The 19,255-nt window shown below is 57.9% G+C and carries 19 protein-coding genes and 1 tRNA gene; 13 read left to right on the top strand and 7 right to left on the bottom strand.

The window, feature by feature from the left end:
• Window positions 1–4 precede the first annotated feature (4 nt).
• The 3 genes from VOY09_RS07620 to VOY09_RS07610 form a co-directional block, all read right to left on the bottom strand.
• Window positions 5–550, bottom strand: coding sequence for an NnrU family protein (locus tag VOY09_RS07620; RefSeq protein WP_322894122.1), 546 nt, complete (start codon window positions 548–550; stop codon window positions 5–7).
• The gene (locus VOY09_RS07615) at window positions 547–1,389 is read right to left on the bottom strand and encodes a CoA ester lyase (RefSeq protein WP_322894149.1); all 843 of its coding nucleotides are present in this window, start codon (window positions 1,387–1,389) and stop codon (window positions 547–549) included. The genes VOY09_RS07620 and VOY09_RS07615 overlap by 4 nt, the downstream gene beginning before the upstream one ends.
• Window positions 1,390–1,889: 500 nt before the next feature.
• Complete coding sequence (locus tag VOY09_RS07610) at window positions 1,890–2,645, bottom strand: sulfite exporter TauE/SafE family protein (RefSeq protein WP_322894123.1); 756 nt, start codon at window positions 2,643–2,645, stop codon at window positions 1,890–1,892.
• 145 nt (window positions 2,646–2,790) lie between these two features.
• Between VOY09_RS07610 and mdh the strand changes: the two genes are divergently transcribed.
• Window positions 2,791–3,753, top strand: coding sequence for a malate dehydrogenase (gene mdh / locus VOY09_RS07605; protein WP_322894124.1), 963 nt, complete (start codon window positions 2,791–2,793; stop codon window positions 3,751–3,753).
• Here mdh and VOY09_RS07600 read toward each other — a convergent pair whose 3' ends face one another.
• Window positions 3,754–4,737, bottom strand: a complete 984-nt coding sequence (locus VOY09_RS07600; RefSeq protein ID WP_322894125.1) for a glycosyltransferase family 2 protein — start codon at window positions 4,735–4,737, stop codon at window positions 3,754–3,756.
• A gap of 202 nt (window positions 4,738–4,939) precedes the next feature.
• Here VOY09_RS07600 and sucC point away from each other — a divergent pair, with 202 nt between their 5' ends.
• The 8 genes from sucC (at window position 4,940) to VOY09_RS07560 (ending at window position 14,263) form a co-directional block, all read left to right on the top strand.
• The gene (gene sucC / locus VOY09_RS07595; protein WP_322894126.1) at window positions 4,940–6,133 is read left to right on the top strand and encodes an ADP-forming succinate--CoA ligase subunit beta; all 1,194 of its coding nucleotides are present in this window, start codon (window positions 4,940–4,942) and stop codon (window positions 6,131–6,133) included.
• A 57-nt stretch (window positions 6,134–6,190) separates the two neighbouring features.
• Window positions 6,191–7,072: a succinate--CoA ligase subunit alpha gene (sucD, locus tag VOY09_RS07590; protein ID WP_322894127.1), complete on the top strand. Its 882-nt coding sequence runs from the start codon at window positions 6,191–6,193 to the stop codon at window positions 7,070–7,072.
• 76 nt (window positions 7,073–7,148) lie between these two features.
• Entirely contained in the window at window positions 7,149–10,109 is a 2,961-nt protein-coding gene (locus tag VOY09_RS07585) for a 2-oxoglutarate dehydrogenase E1 component (RefSeq protein WP_322894128.1), read from the top strand.
• Window positions 10,109–11,323: a 2-oxoglutarate dehydrogenase complex dihydrolipoyllysine-residue succinyltransferase gene (odhB, locus tag VOY09_RS07580; RefSeq protein ID WP_322894129.1), complete on the top strand. Its 1,215-nt coding sequence runs from the start codon at window positions 10,109–10,111 to the stop codon at window positions 11,321–11,323. The genes VOY09_RS07585 and odhB overlap by 1 nt, the downstream gene beginning before the upstream one ends.
• A gap of 99 nt (window positions 11,324–11,422) precedes the next feature.
• Window positions 11,423–11,824 carry a hypothetical protein gene (locus VOY09_RS07575; RefSeq protein WP_322894130.1) on the top strand — a complete coding sequence of 134 codons (402 nt, stop codon included), beginning with the start codon at window positions 11,423–11,425 and terminating at the stop codon, window positions 11,822–11,824.
• The gene (locus VOY09_RS07570; protein ID WP_322894131.1) at window positions 11,821–12,231 is read left to right on the top strand and encodes an MAPEG family protein; all 411 of its coding nucleotides are present in this window, start codon (window positions 11,821–11,823) and stop codon (window positions 12,229–12,231) included. The genes VOY09_RS07575 and VOY09_RS07570 overlap by 4 nt, the downstream gene beginning before the upstream one ends.
• Before the next feature lie 19 nt (window positions 12,232–12,250).
• Window positions 12,251–13,639, top strand: a complete 1,389-nt coding sequence (gene lpdA / locus VOY09_RS07565; RefSeq protein ID WP_322894132.1) for a dihydrolipoyl dehydrogenase — start codon at window positions 12,251–12,253, stop codon at window positions 13,637–13,639.
• Between the two features lie 147 nt (window positions 13,640–13,786).
• Entirely contained in the window at window positions 13,787–14,263 is a 477-nt protein-coding gene (locus VOY09_RS07560; RefSeq protein ID WP_322894133.1) for a hypothetical protein, read from the top strand.
• 11 nt (window positions 14,264–14,274) lie between these two features.
• Here VOY09_RS07560 and VOY09_RS07555 read toward each other — a convergent pair whose 3' ends face one another.
• Both VOY09_RS07555 and VOY09_RS07550 read right to left on the bottom strand, forming a co-directional pair.
• Window positions 14,275–14,925, bottom strand: a complete 651-nt coding sequence (locus tag VOY09_RS07555) for a GntR family transcriptional regulator (RefSeq protein WP_322894134.1) — start codon at window positions 14,923–14,925, stop codon at window positions 14,275–14,277.
• 31 nt (window positions 14,926–14,956) lie between these two features.
• The gene (locus VOY09_RS07550) at window positions 14,957–15,646 is read right to left on the bottom strand and encodes a SprT family zinc-dependent metalloprotease (RefSeq protein WP_322894135.1); all 690 of its coding nucleotides are present in this window, start codon (window positions 15,644–15,646) and stop codon (window positions 14,957–14,959) included.
• 110 nt (window positions 15,647–15,756) lie between these two features.
• Here VOY09_RS07550 and VOY09_RS07545 point away from each other — a divergent pair, with 110 nt between their 5' ends.
• From VOY09_RS07545 to VOY09_RS18275, 3 genes are all read left to right on the top strand, one after another.
• The gene (locus tag VOY09_RS07545) at window positions 15,757–16,086 is read left to right on the top strand and encodes a TIGR02300 family protein (RefSeq protein ID WP_322894136.1); all 330 of its coding nucleotides are present in this window, start codon (window positions 15,757–15,759) and stop codon (window positions 16,084–16,086) included.
• An 80-nt stretch (window positions 16,087–16,166) separates the two neighbouring features.
• Window positions 16,167–16,242 (top strand) — tRNA-Ala (locus tag VOY09_RS07540).
• 1,293 nt (window positions 16,243–17,535) lie between these two features.
• Window positions 17,536–18,195, top strand: coding sequence for a hypothetical protein (locus VOY09_RS18275; RefSeq protein WP_416236743.1), 660 nt, complete (start codon window positions 17,536–17,538; stop codon window positions 18,193–18,195).
• Between the two features lie 41 nt (window positions 18,196–18,236).
• On the opposite strand, the gene VOY09_RS07535 is transcribed toward VOY09_RS18275, so the two are convergent.
• A complete protein-coding gene (locus VOY09_RS07535; RefSeq protein ID WP_322894137.1) occupies window positions 18,237–18,692 on the bottom strand; it encodes a Mov34/MPN/PAD-1 family protein in 456 nt (151 codons plus the stop codon).
• Between the two features lie 369 nt (window positions 18,693–19,061).
• Between VOY09_RS07535 and VOY09_RS07530 the strand changes: the two genes are divergently transcribed.
• Window positions 19,062–19,255 (top strand): transposase (locus VOY09_RS07530; RefSeq protein ID WP_322893768.1); only part of this gene is annotated, 194 nt, incomplete at its 3' end.

The following is a 19,255-nucleotide window of genomic DNA, read 5'->3' as shown; positions in this document are numbered from 1 at the left end:
CGGGTTATCCAAACGGGTTATAGCCAAGCCAGCTGTGAACAAGCGCGATCACCGCAAAGACAACGACAGTCGCCACAACAGCGGTCACTTCTTTCTTCATCGGCGCGACAGGCGGCGGGGTCCAGCCCCGGTTGGCACGGTTGATCAGGATCACTTCGACCACGGCCCATGCCAGCAGACCGCCAAACAGCACGAAAGACGGCACGTCGCCATTCACCAGCAAATGCGCCAATGCCCAGACCTTGACAGCAGTCAATTGCGGATGGCGGATTGTGCGGGTGATCCGGGTCTTTGCGCCGCTCGCGGCATAAAGATAGACCGCGAAGATCATCAGCAGATTGTTGATCCCGGTCATCGCCGGGCTGCGGCCCCAGAACACCGCGCCTTCCGCCGCGCGATAGCCGATCACCATCAGCACGATCCCCAGCACGGCGCCGATCGTGACGACCCATTTGCCGTTATCGCCAAGGCTGGCGCGGCTGTCAGGGGCCACGCGTTTCCAGACATGCACGCCCGACCACAAGATCAGGCCCAGAATAAGAAGTGTCATACGCTCTCCAATGCGGCGATGGCTTTTGCTTTGGCCAAAGTCGCCTGTGCGGTGACGATATGCAAGTTCTCAACGATCTTGCCATCCACAACGGCCACGCCTTGGCCTTGGGCCTGCGCCTCTTCAAAGGCCGCGATTTGACGGCGGGCCAGCGCGATATCATCCTCGGTCGGGCCAAAGGTGGCATTGGTGATCGCGATCTGCGCCGGATGGATCAGCGTCTTGCCGTCAAAGCCCATGTCGCGCCCCTCGGCACATTCAGCGCGCAGGCCGCCGTCATCCTGAAAGGCATTGTAAACGCCATCAAGCACCACGATTCCCGCCGCTTTCGCCGCGAGCAGGCACATCTGCAAGGCCAGCATCAGCGCAGGCCGCCCGCGCGACCCGATATCCTTGGCCAGATCATTGGTGCCCATCACGAAGCCCGCAATGCGCGGATGTGCCGCGATGCTGGCGGCGTTCAATATGCCCTGCGGGGTTTCCATCATCGCCCAGATCGGCAGATCAGGGACCAGAGCCGCCAAAGCATCGACATCCGCCGTACTGTTGACCTTGGGCAACAGAATTGCATCGCAATCCATCGCCACGACAGCGGCAGCATCCGCCTGACCCCACTCCGTCTCCAGCCCGTTGATACGCACAATCCGCTGGCGCGGGCCATAGCCGCCACCGGCTAAGGCAGCGAAAAGCGTATCACGCGCGGCAATCTTGGCATCGGGGGTGACGGCATCTTCCAGATCGAACAGAATCACATCAACAGGCAGGCCGCGCGCCTTGTCCAACGCCCGATCCTTAGATCCGGGAATATAAAGCGCAGAACGGGTGGGACGGTCATGCATCGAATCTACCTCGCAATAATCTTGCGCGAACATGGGCAGAAACTTGTCGATGATTCAACCCCGATCTTGCCGCAATGCAGCACGAAACACGCGGCGTGGCGTTAACTCTTTCTCAATCTTTGTGGTGTAGATTGGCCCAAAGGCACCAAAACCCCGCAATGAACGAGGCCAGAAATGATCATCACATCCCTTACGTTTTCCTCGCGATCGCGGCGATGTTCTGGGTCATGCCCCCAGCGCAATCCGCCGCGCGCGACCAGACAGCTATGGGCCACCGCGCACCGCACGTGGATATTCCCGGCAAAGCAGATAAAACCTTCCCCGCGGGGAAGATCGCGATCCTTGACCAGCGTGGCAGGACGCCCGGCGGGATAAACCTTCCCCGCGGGGAAGGTTTTGGATGACGCCTGTTTTCGCCAGCAACGAACGCGACAGTGACACCAAGGCAGGCAAACTACACCGCAGATCGCCATTGGCAGATCACTGAACCTGAAACGGTTTCAGGCCAATGCGACCCAGATCAACCGCAGGCCTGTCGCCACCAGCAACACATAGGTCAGTGCGAAAAAGGCGCGCTCAGGCACCAGCCGATGCGCTTTGACGCCAATATAGGCCCCAAGCAGCGCGAAAGGGGCCAGCACCGCGCTGGCCTTCAGCGTTTCGAGCGAAAAAATCCCCAGATAGGCATAAGGTACCACTTTCATCCAGTTGACCGCCCAGAATGTCAGGACAGTCGTTGCCTGAAACGCCGTTTTGCTCAGCCCTTGGGACAGCAGAAAAATCGCCGTCGGCGGACCGCCCGCATGGCTGACAAAACTGGTGAACCCGCCAACAAGCCCCGCCGCCCACGCAAAGGGGCGCGAAAACGGCATTTGCGTAACCTGCAGCCAGCCCAGACTGCGCGCCAGTTGGAACGCCACGAAGGCCAGACAGATCACCCCGATCAACAGCCGGAACAGATCGGCATCGACCAGCGTATAAAGCACAGCACCAATGATACAGCCCGGCACAGCACCCTGCATCATCCCCTTGGCCGATGGCCAGTGCCATTGTTTCCAGAACGGGCGCAGGGTCGCGGCATCGACCAGCATGAACAGCGGCAGGATGATCCCCAACGCCAGCCCGGGCGGGACCACCAGCGCCAGAATCGCCCCCGCGACAAAGGCCGCGCCAGAGCCGAAACCGCCTTTCGAAATGCCGCCAAACATGATGGCGGGAATCCCCACCGCAAAGAAAACCCAGTCGAATGTGATCACCTGACCGCCCCAAATGCCTTTGTTGTGACCTGATTAGCGGCTTTGCCCGGCGCTGACCATGGCGCGCGCGGCAGCACACTTGCCAGCGGGTCTGCAAAGGCTTACCCAAAGCGCGGAATTCAAAACCATCAAAGGACATATTTCCATGGCCAGACCCAAGATCGCGCTTATCGGTGCCGGACAGATTGGTGGCACGCTCGCCCATCTGGCGGCTGTCAAGGAACTCGGCGATGTTGTTCTCTTCGACATCACCGAAGGCATCCCGCAGGGCAAGGCGCTTGATATCGCTGAATCCGGCCCCGCCGCGAAATTCGACGGCAGCTTCAAAGGCACCAATGATTACGCCGATATCGCGGGCGCAGATGTCTGCATCGTCACCGCAGGTGTGCCCCGCAAACCGGGCATGTCGCGCGACGATCTGCTGGGCATCAACCTCAAAGTCATGAAATCCGTCGGCGAAGGCATTGCTGCTCATGCGCCGAATGCCTTTGTGATCTGCATCACCAACCCGCTCGATGCGATGGTCTGGGCGCTGCGCGAATTTTCCGGCCTGCCGCATCACATGGTCTGCGGCATGGCAGGCGTGCTGGATTCGGCCCGCTTCCGGCATTTCCTGGCGGAAGAATTCAACGTCTCGATGCGCGATGTCACCGCTTTCGTGCTGGGCGGCCATGGCGATACGATGGTCCCGCTAACCCGCTATTCCACTGTCGCTGGCATTCCTCTGCCCGATCTGGTCGACATGGGCTGGACCACGCAGGACAAGCTGGACGCCATCGTGCAGCGCACCCGCGACGGCGGGGCAGAGATTGTCGGCCTGTTGAAAACCGGCTCTGCCTTCTATGCGCCCGCGACTTCGGCAATTGAAATGGCCGAGGCGTTTCTGAAAGACCAGAAACGCGTTCTGCCCTGTGCCGCCCATGTCGATGGCGCTTATGGGTTGAACGGCTTCTATGTCGGCGTGCCGACCGTGATCGGTGCCGGTGGTATCGAACGCGTGGTCGAGATCAAGATGAACAAAGACGAACAGGCGATGTTCGACAAATCCGTCGATGCCGTCAAAGGTCTGGTCGAGGCTTGCAAAGGCATCGACGGTTCGCTGGCCTGATCAGCCACCAAGTCTATTGAGGGGGTCGCCAGTGGCGGCCCCTTTTTGCTGCGCATCAATGCTGGCGCAGGACAGATCGACCGCACCGAACAGATCCGCGACCATCGGCGCAAGATCAAAGGGCGCGTGCAGCAGCAGGCCCTTGCGCGTCAGGATACGGGCCAGATCCGGCGTCAGCCGTTTCACCCTGTCATGCACCGCCATCCCACCCTGCGGATCAGCAAGGATCGCATCGATCTGGGCCTGCCGGTGCGGCGATGGTGCCATGCCGCCGTGATGGGCAAACATCTCAGCCCGCAGCCGCAGCTTGCGCAGCCAATGCTGCGGCGTCAGACCGTCGAAATGCAACAATTCCACGCCAGTGACAGGTGCCATCCGGCAGGCATATTTCGCCTTGGGCCGATGGATCGACAATTCCAGACCGCGCCCGGTGCGGGTGAACACCTTGCCCTGCATATGACCGGCCAGACCGCCACGGGTCAGCGCATAATCGGGGCCAAAGACCCTGGCCCCGACCCGCGCCGGGCTGGTAAAGGGGCGGCGAAAGACGCCGTCAAAGATCGCCATGGGTTGGGTGCCGGGCAGATAGACCCGCTCCGCCACCGGCACGATGGCGCAATCCATCGCCGGGGCCATGGCGGCCAATGCGGCAGACACCCCGCCCGGCGCCCAGAGATATTCATCCGCATCGCAATGCAGCAACCAATCCGCCGTGCAGGCGCGATAGGCTTGGGTCGCGTTCTGAACCTGCCGGACCTCATGTTTCGCCGGGCGGCGCTCTTGCCAATGGGTCATGTCACAGCGGATCACCCGGACCTGCGGCACCTGTTCCATGATCTGTGCCGCCGGATCATCGGGGCGGTCGAAATATAACGTCACCTCTGCCGCGCCAAGGGCCAGATGCCAGGCGACAAAGGCCTGCACCAGCACAAGCGGTTCATCAACGGTTGCGACAACCGACCAAAGGGGGGCATCATGGGTCATGACAGGTTGATATCACCCCCGCGAATCCTTGAAAACGGCGGAAAATGGCTGGTCGTGGCGCGATTGGGAAATTTGTGATCACACGTTTTGAACAAGTGATCACAAATGTCGGATATTCCGCGTGCGGTTGAATTTTCAGTTAGAATTATGGGATTTTCTATGATTTAGACTGCTGCAACCGAAGTCAAATTGGACATGCCTTATGAATATCCACGAATACCAGGCCAAAGCATTGCTGCGCAGCTACGGCGCGCCCGTTTCCGACGGTCGCCCCGTCACCCGCGCGGAAGACGCGAAAAACGCTGCCGGTGAACTCGACGGACCGCTTTGGGTCGTCAAGGCGCAGATCCACGCCGGTGGCCGTGGCAAAGGCAAATTCAAAGAAGCCGATGCCGGCGACAAAGGCGGCGTGCGCCTGTGCAAATCGGTGGAAGAAGCTGCCGAGGAAACCAAGAAAATGCTGGGCCGCACCTTGGTCACGCATCAGACCGGCCCGGCAGGCAAGCAAGTGAACCGGGTCTATATCGAAGACGGGTCCGGGATTGAGACTGAACTTTACCTCGCCCTGCTGGTGGATCGCCAGACCAGCCGCATCAGTTTCGTCGTCTCCACCGAAGGTGGGATGGATATCGAAGAGGTCGCCGCCTCGACCCCCGAAAAAATCCTGTCGTTCAGCGTTGATCCGGCCACCGGCTATCAGGCATTCCACGGTCGTCGCGTTGCGTTCACGCTGGGTCTGACCGGCGGGCAGGTGAAACAATGCGTCACCCTGATGGGCCAGCTTTACAAAGCCTTCACCGAAAAAGACATGGAGATGCTGGAAATCAACCCGCTGATCGTGACCGACAAGGGCGATCTGAAGGTGCTGGATGCCAAAGTGTCGTTCGACGGCAATGCGATGTACCGCCAGTCGGATATCGCCAGCCTGCGCGATGAGACCGAGGAAGATTCCAAGGAACTTGCTGCCAGCAAATACGACCTGAACTATATCGCGCTGGATGGTGAAATCGGCTGCATGGTGAACGGTGCCGGTCTTGCGATGGCGACGATGGATATCATCAAGCTTTACGGTGCCGAGCCTGCCAACTTCCTCGACGTGGGCGGCGGTGCGACCAAGGAGAAGGTGACCGAGGCGTTCAAGATCATCACCTCTGACCCCAATGTCAAAGGCATCCTTGTGAACATCTTCGGCGGTATCATGCGCTGCGATGTGATCGCTGAAGGCGTGATCGCTGCGGTGAAAGAGGTGGGACTGAAAGTGCCGCTGGTCGTGCGTCTGGAAGGCACCAATGTCGAGAAAGGCAAGGAAATCATCCGCAATTCCGGCCTTGATGTGATCGCTGCCGACGACCTGAAAGATGGCGCGCAGAAGATCGTGAAAGCCGTCAAAGGTTAAACCCTAGGGCGGGGTTCACCCCGCCGTACCCCCCAGATTTCCCAAGGAGCCACCAATATGGCCATTCTCGTCAACGAAAATACCCGCGTGATCTGCCAGGGCCTGACCGGTTCGCAGGGCACGTTCCATTCCGAACAAGCCATCGCCTACGGCACCAAGATGGTCGGCGGCGTGACCCCCGGCAAAGGCGGCAGCACCCATCTGGACCTGCCCGTCTTCAACTCGGTCCACGAAGCGCGTCATGCGACAGAAGCCAACGCCTCGGTCATCTATGTGCCGCCGCCATTTGCGGCTGATTCCATTCTGGAAGCCATCGACGCCGAAATGGAACTGATCATCTGCATCACCGAAGGTATCCCGGTGCTGGACATGATGCGCGTCAAGCGCGCGCTGGAAGGGTCGAAATCCCGCCTGATCGGGCCGAACTGCCCCGGTGTCATCACGCCCGACGCCTGCAAGATCGGCATCATGCCGGGCCATATCCACCGCCGCGGGTCGGTCGGGGTTGTGTCGCGGTCCGGCACGCTTACCTATGAAGCAGTGAAACAGACATCTGACAGCGGCCTTGGCCAATCGACTGCCGTGGGTATCGGCGGCGACCCGATCAAAGGGTCCGAACATATCGATATCCTCGAAATGTTCCTAGCCGATGATGAGACCCATTCGATCATCATGATCGGTGAAATCGGCGGATCTGCCGAAGAAGAAGCGGCGCAGTTCCTTGCTGATGAGCGGAAAAAGGGCCGTTGGAAACCGACTGCCGGTTTCATCGCAGGTCGTACCGCCCCTCCCGGCCGTCGCATGGGCCATGCGGGTGCCATCGTGGCAGGCGGCAAAGGCGATGCCGAAAGCAAGATCGAAGCGATGAAATCCGCCGGCATCATCGTGGCCGACAGCCCTGCAACGCTGGGCGAGGCGGTCTTGAAGGCCATCGGGTAAATCGGGTTTCACCCCGACACCCATTTGCGGCGGGGGCCAGCCCCCGCCGGACGATATTTAACAAAGGTCCCCAGCCATGAACGACCATTCCCCCAACGATGTGTTCCACGCTTCCAGCTTTTTGCAGGGGCATAACGCGGCCTATGTGGAACAGCTTTACGCGCGCTATGCCGATAATCCCGGGGCGGTCGATGAAAGCTGGCAGGCGTTTTTCCGCAGCCTTGGCGATGCGCCCGCCGATGCGCAGGCCGAGGCTGCGGGCCCAAGCTGGGCACGCCGCGACTGGCCGCCAGTGCCGAATGACGATCTGACCGCCGCTTTGGACGGGCAATGGCCTGCGGAACCTGCCGCCGCTGCCGATAAGATCAAGGCGAAAGCTGCTGAAAAAGGCGTGTCGCTGGACGAAGCACAGGTGCGCACCGCCGTGTTGGACAGCTTGCGCGCCTTGATGATTATCCGCGCCTACCGGATCCGGGGTCATCTGATCGCCGATCTGGACCCGCTGGGCATGCGCGAAACCGTGCCGCACCCGGAACTGGACCCGGCCAATTACGGTTTCACCGCCAAGGATATGGACCGGCCGATCTTTATCGACAACGTGCTGGGCCTGGAAGTTGCGACCATGAACGAAATCATGGCCATTGTGAAACGCACCTATTGTGGCACATTCGCGCTGCAATACATGCATATTTCCAACCCTGAAGAGGCCGGTTGGCTGAAAGAACGCATTGAGGGTTACGGCAAGGAAATCAGCTTTACCCAGAACGGGCGCAAGGCGATCCTGAACAGCCTTGTGCAGGCCGAAGGTTTTGAAAAATTCCTGCATGTCAAATATATGGGCACCAAGCGGTTCGGCCTTGATGGCGGCGAAAGCCTGATCCCCGCGATGGAACAGATCATCAAACGCGGTGGCCAGTTGGGGATGGAAGATATCGTCATCGGCATGCCGCACCGGGGCCGGTTGTCGGTTCTGGCGAATGTGATGCAGAAACCTTACCGCGCGATTTTCAACGAATTTCAGGGCGGATCGTTCAAGCCAGAGGATGTCGATGGCTCCGGTGACGTGAAATATCACCTTGGTGCCTCGAATGACCGCAGCTTTGACGACAATACCGTCCATTTGTCGCTGACCGCCAACCCCAGCCACCTTGAGGCTGTGAACCCGGTTGTGCTGGGCAAGGTCCGCGCGAAACAGGACCAGAAGAAAGACACCGACAAGACCAAGGTCATGGCGATCCTGCTGCATGGTGATGCGGCATTTGCCGGTCAGGGTGTGGTTGCTGAAGGTTTCGGCCTGTCCGGTCTGCGCGGGCACCGCACCGGTGGCACGATGCATATCGTGGTGAACAACCAGATCGGTTTCACCACCGCACCGCATTTCAGCCGCTCCAGCCCCTATCCCACCGATATCGCGCTGATGGTCGAAGCCCCGATTTTCCACGTGAATGGCGATGATCCAGAGGCTGTGGTCCATGCCGCCCGTGTCGCGACCGAATTCCGCCAGAAATTCCACAAAGATGTGGTGCTGGATATCATCTGCTACCGCCGCTTTGGTCACAACGAAGGCGATGAGCCGATGTTCACCAACCCGGTCATGTATAACAAGATCAAGAAGCAAAAAACGACGCTGACGCTTTATACCGAGCGTCTGGTCAAGGACGGTCTGATCCCCGAAGGCGAGATCGAGGATATGAAAGCCGCGTTTCAGGCCCATCTGAACGAGGAATTCGAGGCCGGCAAAAACTATAAACCCAACAAGGCTGATTGGCTGGACGGGCGCTGGTCACATCTCGACCGAATGAAGGAAAAGAAATACCAGCGCGGCAAGACAGCGATTTCCGAAGGTGATTTCCTTGCCATCGGCAAGGCGCTGACCACCGTGCCGGATGATTTCCCGACCCATAAAACCATCGACCGGTTGCGCGACGCCAAGGCGCAGATGTTCGAAAACGGCACCGGCATCGACTGGGCCACGGGCGAGGCGCTGGCGTTTGGATCGCTGCTGCTGGAAGGCTACCCTGTCCGTCTGTCCGGTCAGGACAGCACACGCGGCACGTTCAGCCAACGGCATTCGGCCTTCATCAATCAGGAAAACGAAGACCGCTATTACCCGCTGAACAATATCCGCGAAGGTCAGGCGAAATACGAAGTCATCGATTCGATGCTGTCGGAATATGCGGTTCTGGGTTTCGAATACGGCTATTCGCTGGCCGAACCCAATGCCCTGACCCTGTGGGAAGCGCAGTTTGGTGATTTCGCCAATGGTGCGCAGATCATGTTCGATCAGTTCATCAGTTCGGGCGAAAGCAAATGGTTGCGGATGTCGGGCCTCGTCTGTCTGCTGCCACATGGATACGAAGGGCAAGGGCCGGAACATTCCAGCGCGCGTCTGGAACGGTTCCTGACCATGTGTGGCGGTGACAATTGGATCGTCGCCAATTGCACCACACCTGCCAATTATTTCCACCTGCTGCGCCGCCAATTGCACCGCAGCTATCGCAAGCCGCTGATCCTGATGACCCCGAAATCCTTGCTGCGGCACAAACTGGCCGTGTCGAAGAAAGAGGAATTCACCACCGGGTCCAGCTTCCACCGCGTTTTGTGGGATGATGCGCAATATGGCCATTCCGACACCAAGCTGGTCGCGGATGACAAGATCAAGCGCGTCGTGATGTGCTCGGGCAAGGTCTATTACGACCTGATCGAAGAACGCGATGCGCGCGGGATCGATGATGTCTATATCCTGCGGTTTGAACAGTTTTATCCTTTCCCCGCCCAATCGGCGATGAAGGAACTTGAACGGTTCAAAGGCGCGGAAATGGTCTGGTGTCAGGAAGAACCCAAGAACCAGGGGGCCTGGGCCTTTATGGAACCGAACCTGGAATGGGTGCTGACCCGGATCAAGGCCAAGCATATGCGCCCGGTCTATGCTGGCCGCGCCGCCGCCGCCAGCCCGGCCACCGGTCTGGCCAGCAAGCACAAAGCAGAACAAGAAGCGCTGGTAAATGACGCGCTGACCATCAAAGGAACAAAGTAATGACCACCGAAGTCCGCGTCCCCACACTTGGCGAATCCGTGACCGAGGCGACGATCGCCACATGGTTCAAGAAACCCGGCGATGCCGTGGCCGTCGATGAAATGCTCTGTGAGCTGGAAACCGATAAGGTGACGGTCGAAGTGCCTAGCCCTGTCGCTGGCGTGCTGTCCGAAATCGTTGCCGCCGAAGGCGACACAGTCGGCGTTGACGCGCTGCTGGCGCAGATCGCCGAAGGCGACACTGCTGCTGCCCCAAAGGTTGAGACGAAAGCCGAAAGCAAACCCGACGCTGCTGTCACCCAGACCGACGCAGGGCCGGAAGACGTCAAGCCGCGTGACCCAGAGGACGCGCCATCCGCCAAGAAACTGATGTCGGAAAATAACCTGTCCGACGTCAAAGGCACCGGCAAAGATGGCCGCGTGATGAAGGAAGACGTGCTCAAAGCACTGACCGCGAAATCCGACGCCCCTGCCCCCGCGGCCACGCCACGCGCGCCGGTTGCCGCCAGCGATGAAGCCCGTGAAGAGCGTGTCAAGATGACCCGCCTGCGCCAGACCATCGCCAAGCGGTTGAAAGACAGCCAGAACACCGCCGCGATGCTGACCACCTATAACGAGGTCGACATGACCGAGGTGATGGCGCTGCGCGACGCCTATAAGGACCTGTTCGCCAAGAAACATGGCGTGAAACTGGGCTTCATGTCCTTCTTCACCAAGGCCTGTATCCATGCCCTGAACGAAGTGCCGGAAGTGAACGCCGAAATCGACGGCACCGATGTGGTCTATAAAAACTACGTCCATATGGGCATCGCCGCTGGCACGCCCACGGGTCTTGTCGTGCCGGTGATCCGCGATGCCGACCAGATGAGCTTTGCCGAGATTGAAAAGGCCATCGCCGCCATGGGGGCCAAGGCCCGCGACGGTAAATTGTCGATGGCCGAAATGCAGGGCGGCACCTTCACCATTTCCAACGGTGGGGTCTATGGCTCGCTGATGTCCTCGCCCATCCTGAACCCCCCGCAATCGGGTATTCTGGGCATGCACAAGATTCAGGACCGCCCGATGGCGATTGACGGTCAGGTGGTGATCCGGCCGATGATGTATCTGGCGCTGTCATACGACCACCGGATCGTGGACGGCAAAGGCGCTGTGACCTTCCTTGTCCGCGTGAAAGAGGCGCTGGAAGACCCGCGCCGGTTGTTGATGGATTTGTGATCGGTGTGGCGGGGTAAACCCCGCCCTACGTAGGTCGGGGTTTACCCCGACCACTGAAACGTCGCGCAGCCTCGAATACTTCTTAAGGAGCAAGCTCAAGTGGATCTAGTAAGTGGACTTTCAGCGGCATCGCAAGCACTTGCCATAATCAAGCAACTAAGAGAGCTTGATGGCGCATCGAACCAAATTGAGTTGAAAGAAAAACTTTTAACACTTCAAGAGGCTGCTTTCGAAGCAAGAACCGCATTGTTAGACGCAAAAGAAGCATGCTTAACAAAAGACAAGGAAATTGCGGATTTAAAATCTAAACTTAAAGCCGCAACTTCAGGAGACGTCTGTCCCGTCTGCCAGGAAGGCAATCTCAAAACTGAACGTATTCTACCGCATCCGGAGATGGGTGGTGTTGGAATTCAGGAAAAACACCTCAAGTGTGACAACATTGATTGCGCTCATGCCGAGAAACGGACGCATGACCCTAGCAACATTTTAGGAAAACGATGACCCCCGAACTCACCGTCCTCGCCCTCGCCGGTTTGCTCCAAGGGGTGCAATTCCTCCTGATGGCCGTGCCTGCGAACCTCGAACTTGGTCCCGGCAAAACCGCCGGGCCGCGTGATCCGGGCCGTCTGGGCAAGCCGCTGATCGAGCAGGTCAGCGTCAGAACCGGGCGCCTGTTCCGCGCGCTAAATAACCATTTTGAAGGTTTAATACTATTCACGCTGGCCGTTGTCGTCGTTACGCTCGGCGATAAGGCGACAGGTCTGTCTGCGGCCTGCGCCTGGACCTATCTTGGCGCGCGGGTGCTTTACATCCCCGCCTATTATTTCGGCCTGACCCCCTGGCGGTCGGTGATCTGGATGGTCGGCTTTGCCGCCACCATGCTGATGATCATCTCGGCCCTGTTCTGAAGTCTCAAGGAGTTATCCCATGTCCAGCTATGATGTCATCTTTATCGGCGCAGGCCCCGGCGGCTATGTCGGCGCGATCCGCGCGGCGCAACTGGGCCTCAAGGTCGGCTGCGTCGAAGGCCGCGAAACGCTGGGCGGCACCTGCCTGAACGTCGGCTGTATCCCGTCCAAGGCGATGCTGCATGCGACCCATATGCTGCATGAGGCGGAACATAACTTTGCCACGATGGGCCTGAAGGGCAAAGCGCCAAGCGTCGATTGGAAACAGATGCTGTCCTATAAGGATGACACCATCGCGCAGAACACCGGCGGGATCGAGTTTTTGTTCAAGAAAAACAAGGTCGATTGGATCAAAGGCTGGGCGACCATCCCCGAGGCCGGCAAGGTCAAGGTCGGCGATGATGTGCATGAGGCGAAGCATATCGTCATCGCGTCTGGGTCAACCCCCGCAAGCCTGCCCGGTGTCGAGGTGGATGAAAAAACCGTCGTGACCTCCACCGGCGCGCTGGAACTGGGCAAGATCCCGAAAACCATGGTCGTGATCGGCGCAGGCGTGATCGGGCTGGAGCTTGGGTCGGTCTATGCCCGTCTGGGTGCCGATGTGTCGGTGATCGAATATCTTGACGCGATCACCCCCGGTATGGATGCAGAGGTGGCGCGGCAATTTCAGAAGATGCTGACCAAGCAAGGGCTGAAATTCACCCTTGGCGCGGCTGTGCAGGGTGTGACGGTCAAAGGCGGCAAAGCCACAGTGACCTATAAGCTGCGCAAGGATGACAGCGAACATGCGATGACGGCTGACACTGTCCTGGTCGCCACAGGCCGCAAACCCTATACCGAAGGTCTGGGCCTGACAGAACTGGGTGTCGAGATGACCGAGCGTGGCCAGATCAAGACCGACAGCAAATATGCGACCAATGTGCCGGGCATCTACGCGATCGGCGACACGATTGCTGGCCCGATGCTGGCGCATAAGGCCGAGGATGAAGGCATGGCCGTCGCTGAAGGCATCGCCGGGCAGCACCCGCATGTAAACTACAACGTGATCCCCGGCGTGATCTATACCCACCCCGAGGTGGCCAATGTGGGTGCCACCGAGGAAATGCTGAAGGAAGAAGGCCGCGCCTATAAGGTTGGCAAATTCCCCTTCATGGGCAATGCGCGGGCCAAGGCGAATTTTGCAGGCGAAGGGTTTGTGAAAATCCTCGCCGATAAGGAAACCGACCGCATTCTGGGCGCGCATATCATCGGGCCGATGGCGGGCGATCTGATCCATGAAATCTGCGTCGCGATGGAATTCGGCGCGGCAGCAGAGGATCTGGCCCGCACCTGCCACGCCCACCCGACCTATTCCGAGGCGGTGCGTGAGGCAGCGCTTGCCTGTGGCGACGGCGCGATCCACGCCTGAACCGACACCGGATTATTTTGACAAAAGGCGGCGATCCCGAAAGGATCGCCGCCTTTTGTATGGTTATTTCCGCCTCAAATAACAGGCGACCATAACCCCGCCACAATCCATGACTTTACGTTACGTCAAGATTCGTTGAAGGCCAGGGTGAATGATGAAAAGGCTGTTGATCGCGGCACTGCTTTGGTGATCCGGCGGGTCAAATTCCTTGTCCGGCGCGGCAGCGCGCCGCTGCGCAAGAAAGCGGCGACACGGACCTTGTCCGCGATGTGCCATACCGGCAAATGCGATGGTGTGGTCACCGCAGCAGAAGCGGCCCTGATCCGTGATGCTGCACACCAACTGACGGGCTGGACCTTTGCCGCATCGGACATCCTGCAGCTTTCGGATCGGATCACCACCAACCTGACGGCGCATGATTTCATCGCCTTCGGACATGGGCTGCGCGACCACGAGAAAGACGTCATGATGGGCGGCGTGTTGAGGGTCGCTATCAGACATGGCCGAATTTCGCAGGCGACATATGAATTTATCACCGGTTTGGCCTATGGCATCGGGATGCCGGGCCCGGATGTCCGCCGCGCGCTGGATCTGGCGATTGCGGATCTGGACCGGCAGGGCTAGCTGCGATCAGGTCAGCCTTTGAGCATCCGCAAGCCTTGCGTAACATCGGTGCGGATCGCCAGCCGCAAGCCGGGTTCGTCACCAGCCTTTAGCGCACCGAGAATCAGCTTGTGATGATAAGGCGGGTCCTTGCGGTTCAATCGCCCGTAAAGCGCGCGCATCGTGGGGCCAAGTTGCAGCCAGACCGTTTCGGTCATTGCCAGCATGGCGGGGGCCTGCGCGCGCAGATAGAGCATCCGGTGAAATTCCAGGTTCATGCGGATATAGCCAGAGGCATCATGGCGCGCGACCATCTGGCTGACGCCTTGGTTGATCGCCTCCAACCGGTCGATCAGGGCAAAGTGGGCACGCGGCAAAGCGCGCGAGGCCAGTTCCGGTTCCAGCAGGGCGCGTAAGGTCGCCAGTTCCTCGATCCGTTCATTGGTCAGCGCGGGGGTGGAGACGCGGCCAGAGGACGACAGAAACAATGCCCCTTCCGCGACCAGCCTGCGCACAGCCTCGCGCGCGGGGGTCATCGAGACGGCGTAAGTCTTGCCGATGCCACGCAGCGTCAATGCCTCGCCTGGGCCGATCTCGCCATGCATGATCTGCGTGCGCAATGCCCGGTAGACCCGTTCATGGGCAGAGGTGGTTGAATCGACGGGGCGGGGCTGGATCAGCATGGGTGATATGTGATCACAAACGGCGCCCCGGTCAATCGTCGAAACGCAGCCGGTGCAGGGTTTCACCGTGATCGCGCAACCATTTGCGATGCGCAGCGTAGTCAGGACAGAGATGGGCGACGACATTCCAGAAGGCGGGCGCATGGTTCATTTCGCGCAGATGCGCCACCTCATGCGCGGCGACGTAATCCAGCACGGCAGGCGGGGCCATGATCAGCCGCCAAGAATACATCAGCACGCCCTTGCTGGAACAGGACCCCCAGCGCGATCTTGTGTCCCTGATGGACAGCTTTGCATAGCTGACCCCCAAAGTCGCGGCATGCCGGTCCGACGCCTCGGCCAGCGCGTCCCGCGCCATCGCCCGCAGCCGCGCACGGATGGCGGCACAGGCATTGCGATTGGCAGGCACCTCGATCCGGTCGTCCAGCAGCCTGACCCGCAGCCCCGCCCCCTGCACTACCGTCAGTGCCCTGCCCTGCACCGGCACAACGCTGCCAATGCTGATCTGTTCGGCGGGAACCATCTGCCCCAGATGCCCGCGCAGCCAGCTTTCCTTTTCGCGTAGAAAGGTGATTCCCTCGCGTTCGGGGGCGTTGACCGGCATGGTCAGCGTCACCCGCCCGTCCAGCCGCGAGATCCGCAGCGACAAACGCCGCGCCTGGGCCGATTTGCGCAATGTCACCTCAATCGGGGGGTTGCCATGCAGCACGTGACGGCCCATATCCAGCTTTCTATATTCACCTGCGCCAAAGCCTTTGACACCTCGTCCTGCTTATGGCAGTTGGCGTCGATCACCCGCAAGGGGCGACCAAGTTTTTGAAGGGATAGCCTATGCCAAATGAAGAATGGGGCACCAAACGCGTCTGCCCCGAGACCGGCAAACGCTTTTACGACCTGAATGCGACACCGATCATCAGCCCCTATACGGGCAAAGAGGTGGCCGTCGACACATCCAAGACCCGCACCATGGTGGCGGATGCGGAAGATCTGCAATCCAAGAAATCGCGTGACACCGATGATGAAGACGAAGATCTAATCCTCGACGATGAAGAAGACGAGGATGTCGATCTGGGCGATGACGTGCTGGAAGATGACGACGACGAAGACACTGTGTCCTTCGACGATCTGGGCGATGTCGCAGCCAAGACCGACGACGATTAAAAGCTGACATCCGGGCGCGATTAGCACTTGATCTCGCCCGGCCTGCTGCATAGACAGCAAGCGCAACGCAGGTTGCAAATGGGGCCATAGCTCAGATGGGAGAGCGCTTGCATGGCATGCAAGAGGTCAGGGGTTCGATTCCCCTTGGCTCCACCAATTCTCATTTGAAAAGGGACACATAGATGTTCCATTTTGGACAGCGTTTTTTCCATTGTGTTGAACTTTGAGGGTCTGCAGCCCGAGCCGAGGCGATCAGCGGTTTGACGTGTTGTAGTTCCCGATGCACCTCGGACTCTCTAGCTATCGCTTTGATCTAACGGGTGCGAAGCGCTTCCAGTCCCCTCTGAAGCCAACCGCTCTTGCAGTGCCCGCAAAATAATTGCCTCAATTTCATGCACCCGCAACCCGTGATCAAAAGCAAGCCGATCAACTAGATTGGCTATCTCCGGATCCTTCGGTCCGTACATGGACCAATCGTGCAGTTCGTGGCTGTCCGGGTGGTTTCGTGGTTTCATCGAGTCAATTCCATACTTGGGTTGGGGTTACCACCCGAAATAAGCGTACATGTGTTGCCAGAGGAGTCCTGACGCAAAGAGGTATATCAAATCCGGAGGCCGAAATACGATTAATGGAACCTTTAGTTGGTATACTATCTGGATTTACGAACCTTGCGCCCCCATGGCAACGTCACAACGGGCGGAAAGCGGTTTGACAGCAGTGCAACAGGGCGGAGACCTTGATAGAGCAACCGTCATTGATACGTTGCGAGTCAATTGACGTAAGGGAAAGTCGCCTCGTCGGGCGGAAAGAAGTTTATCGGGCGCTCAAACCTGGCCACGACTACGAAACCAGCGCTCTATATGAACCTATATAGGTTCGGTCTAACGCCACCCAAAGAAATAAAATTGCAATCGATCGCTGATATGAATAGTCAAATTTATGTACAGGATATGGATGTCTTTTCATGAGGGGTGTGCCAATAATTAGCTGGAATGATGACCCTCTGCCCCGTTTAGCTCCGAGAAGGAGCATCCGCTTTCAAAAAAGGTAATGCGATCTAACCCTATAATGCAGCATATATCCACACATTCGGCCAGCGATAACGACAACGCACTATTGTAAGCCGAACCAAGGTTTGGCTTCGAACACAGAGAAATGTGATTACTGACGATCCGCATCGACCAAGATACTAAATAGTACGGCTCTTCAGCGGAACGCCTACTAAAGACCATCGCTCCATCATGTACACTGGGGTTTATCTCGATTGCTTCATTTAAAAATGAGAGAAAATCGGCTTTAAACGGAGTGCCAACCCTCGGCATCGGAGAGCGATCCATTGGGACACAGTCCTCGCCAGACACTTGGCCAGTCGAAAACACAAATATTGCAGGGTGGAAAGGCAAACCTTTGCGCGATAGAGTATTTATTACCGCCTTCAATTCTTGGTGCATGGATGTCATTTTGCTAAACCGGACCTCAATTTCAGCCCTACTTATCATAGCCGTTTCGGTTTGGGGAGCTTCCCTATGGGTTCTCGGCATCGAGCTGACATGGGATCACGTCAAACCGTACTCCCTGACGCTTGCAACGCTAACCTCGGCTGTCTGGCTCTTTAATAGCTACCTTTGGAGAGTATGGCCCGTGAGCTTGCTTTGCAAGAGGCCAGACTTGAATGGCACTTGGCGAGTCGTACTCCAATCGTCATATGTTAGCCCAATTAGTGGTGAGATTGTTCCACCTACCGCTGGGTTCGCAGCTGTTCGACAATCCTTCTTAAAGATATCGATTAGATTAATGACCGAAGAGTCAGAGTCTTTTCTGGTGGCGAGCAGCTTCGATCTTCAGGAAGATGGAACTATTTATATTTATGGTGTCTATCAAAGTGATCCAGGAATCCTTTTTCGAAAGAATGCAGCGATCACTTCAAAGAGAACAAGTCATATTCACTATGGAAGCTTCAAGTATAAAGTGCTTGGCCGGCCACCGATAGAGCTGAATGGTCATTACTGGACCGATAGAGGAACTAACGGCTCTATACGGTTGTCAGATCGACACCTACAGATTTTTGATAGCTATTCTCATGCCGGTGAGAAAAGTTGCCAACGCTGATCATTAGCAATGCAATCGTTGCGCGCGGCGGATGACGGCTATTAATCATGGAACGATACATGCAACCCCATAGGAAATGGAGCAAGACCAACAATACAAAGAAGCAGCCCCGAAGTATAGAAGGTCGATTCCCTGACGACATTCTGGATGCTGACAGTATCGTCGTCCGACGGTGCTGGCACATTCTCCGGATGGGTGTGCCAGTCGCCAACATATTCAAGTCCGGTCATGAAATGATGGTCGATCTCACTCTGCTCAGTCTTGCGGTCCGGCCAAAAGTAAAAGCGACCCCGCCGATCCGCCACTCTGGGCCCCGTAGCTGAGGTGACATGCCAGACTCCTCCATCGATTTCAGCAAACAGCTGTCCTCCAGCCTCCCTGCTGAACCAACCTTTCTGGCGGTGATCATCAAAAACTCTAAGCACGTCAGGCGAAAAATGGACGGTCACACTGTTAAATCGCGCGATGACACAATCACCTTCTAGGATCACGGCCATTGTCGCTCTATCACCCCCGATACCACTGCTGTCGGCTTTATAGCCAAGAACTCCTCGGTCCATTGCCCCCCAGTTTGGGCGAGGCTTTGGTCTGACGCCCACCATGTCCGCCAAGTGTCATACATACCGACCCTGAGCAATCGATCAAGGCAGATGTCAACGATCATCGCTTGGACAGCGGCTACTTCTCCCGCCCCAAACGGTGTGGTGGAGTTTCCACATTCCTTAGGCGGCAGGCGATCATTCTGCGATGATGTGCGCCGAAACATTCCGTCCTCAAAACCATCAATAAACCAAGGGTAATCCCCCCCGAAAGTAAGGGGCTGCGGAAGTAGAATTTTCTCGGCAAGATGAACGAGGAGATTTTGAATGAAGATGACCAGATATAGCGAACCCCAGATCCTTGCGATCCTGCGCCAAGCCGAAGGTGGTGTGCCGGTGGCCGAGCTTTGCCGTGAACATGGCATGAGCAATGCGTCGTTTTACAAATGGCGTGCGAAGTATGGGGGCATGGATGCATCCATGGTCAGCCAGATGAAAGCCATGGAGGAAGAGAACCGCAG

The sequence above is a fragment of the Yoonia sp. 67-2 genome, assembly GCF_035117555.1.
GTDB lineage: Bacteria > Pseudomonadota > Alphaproteobacteria > Rhodobacterales > Rhodobacteraceae > Yoonia.
Note: the sequence above shows the minus strand (reverse complement) of the source record. Positions and strands in the feature narration are given on the sequence as shown.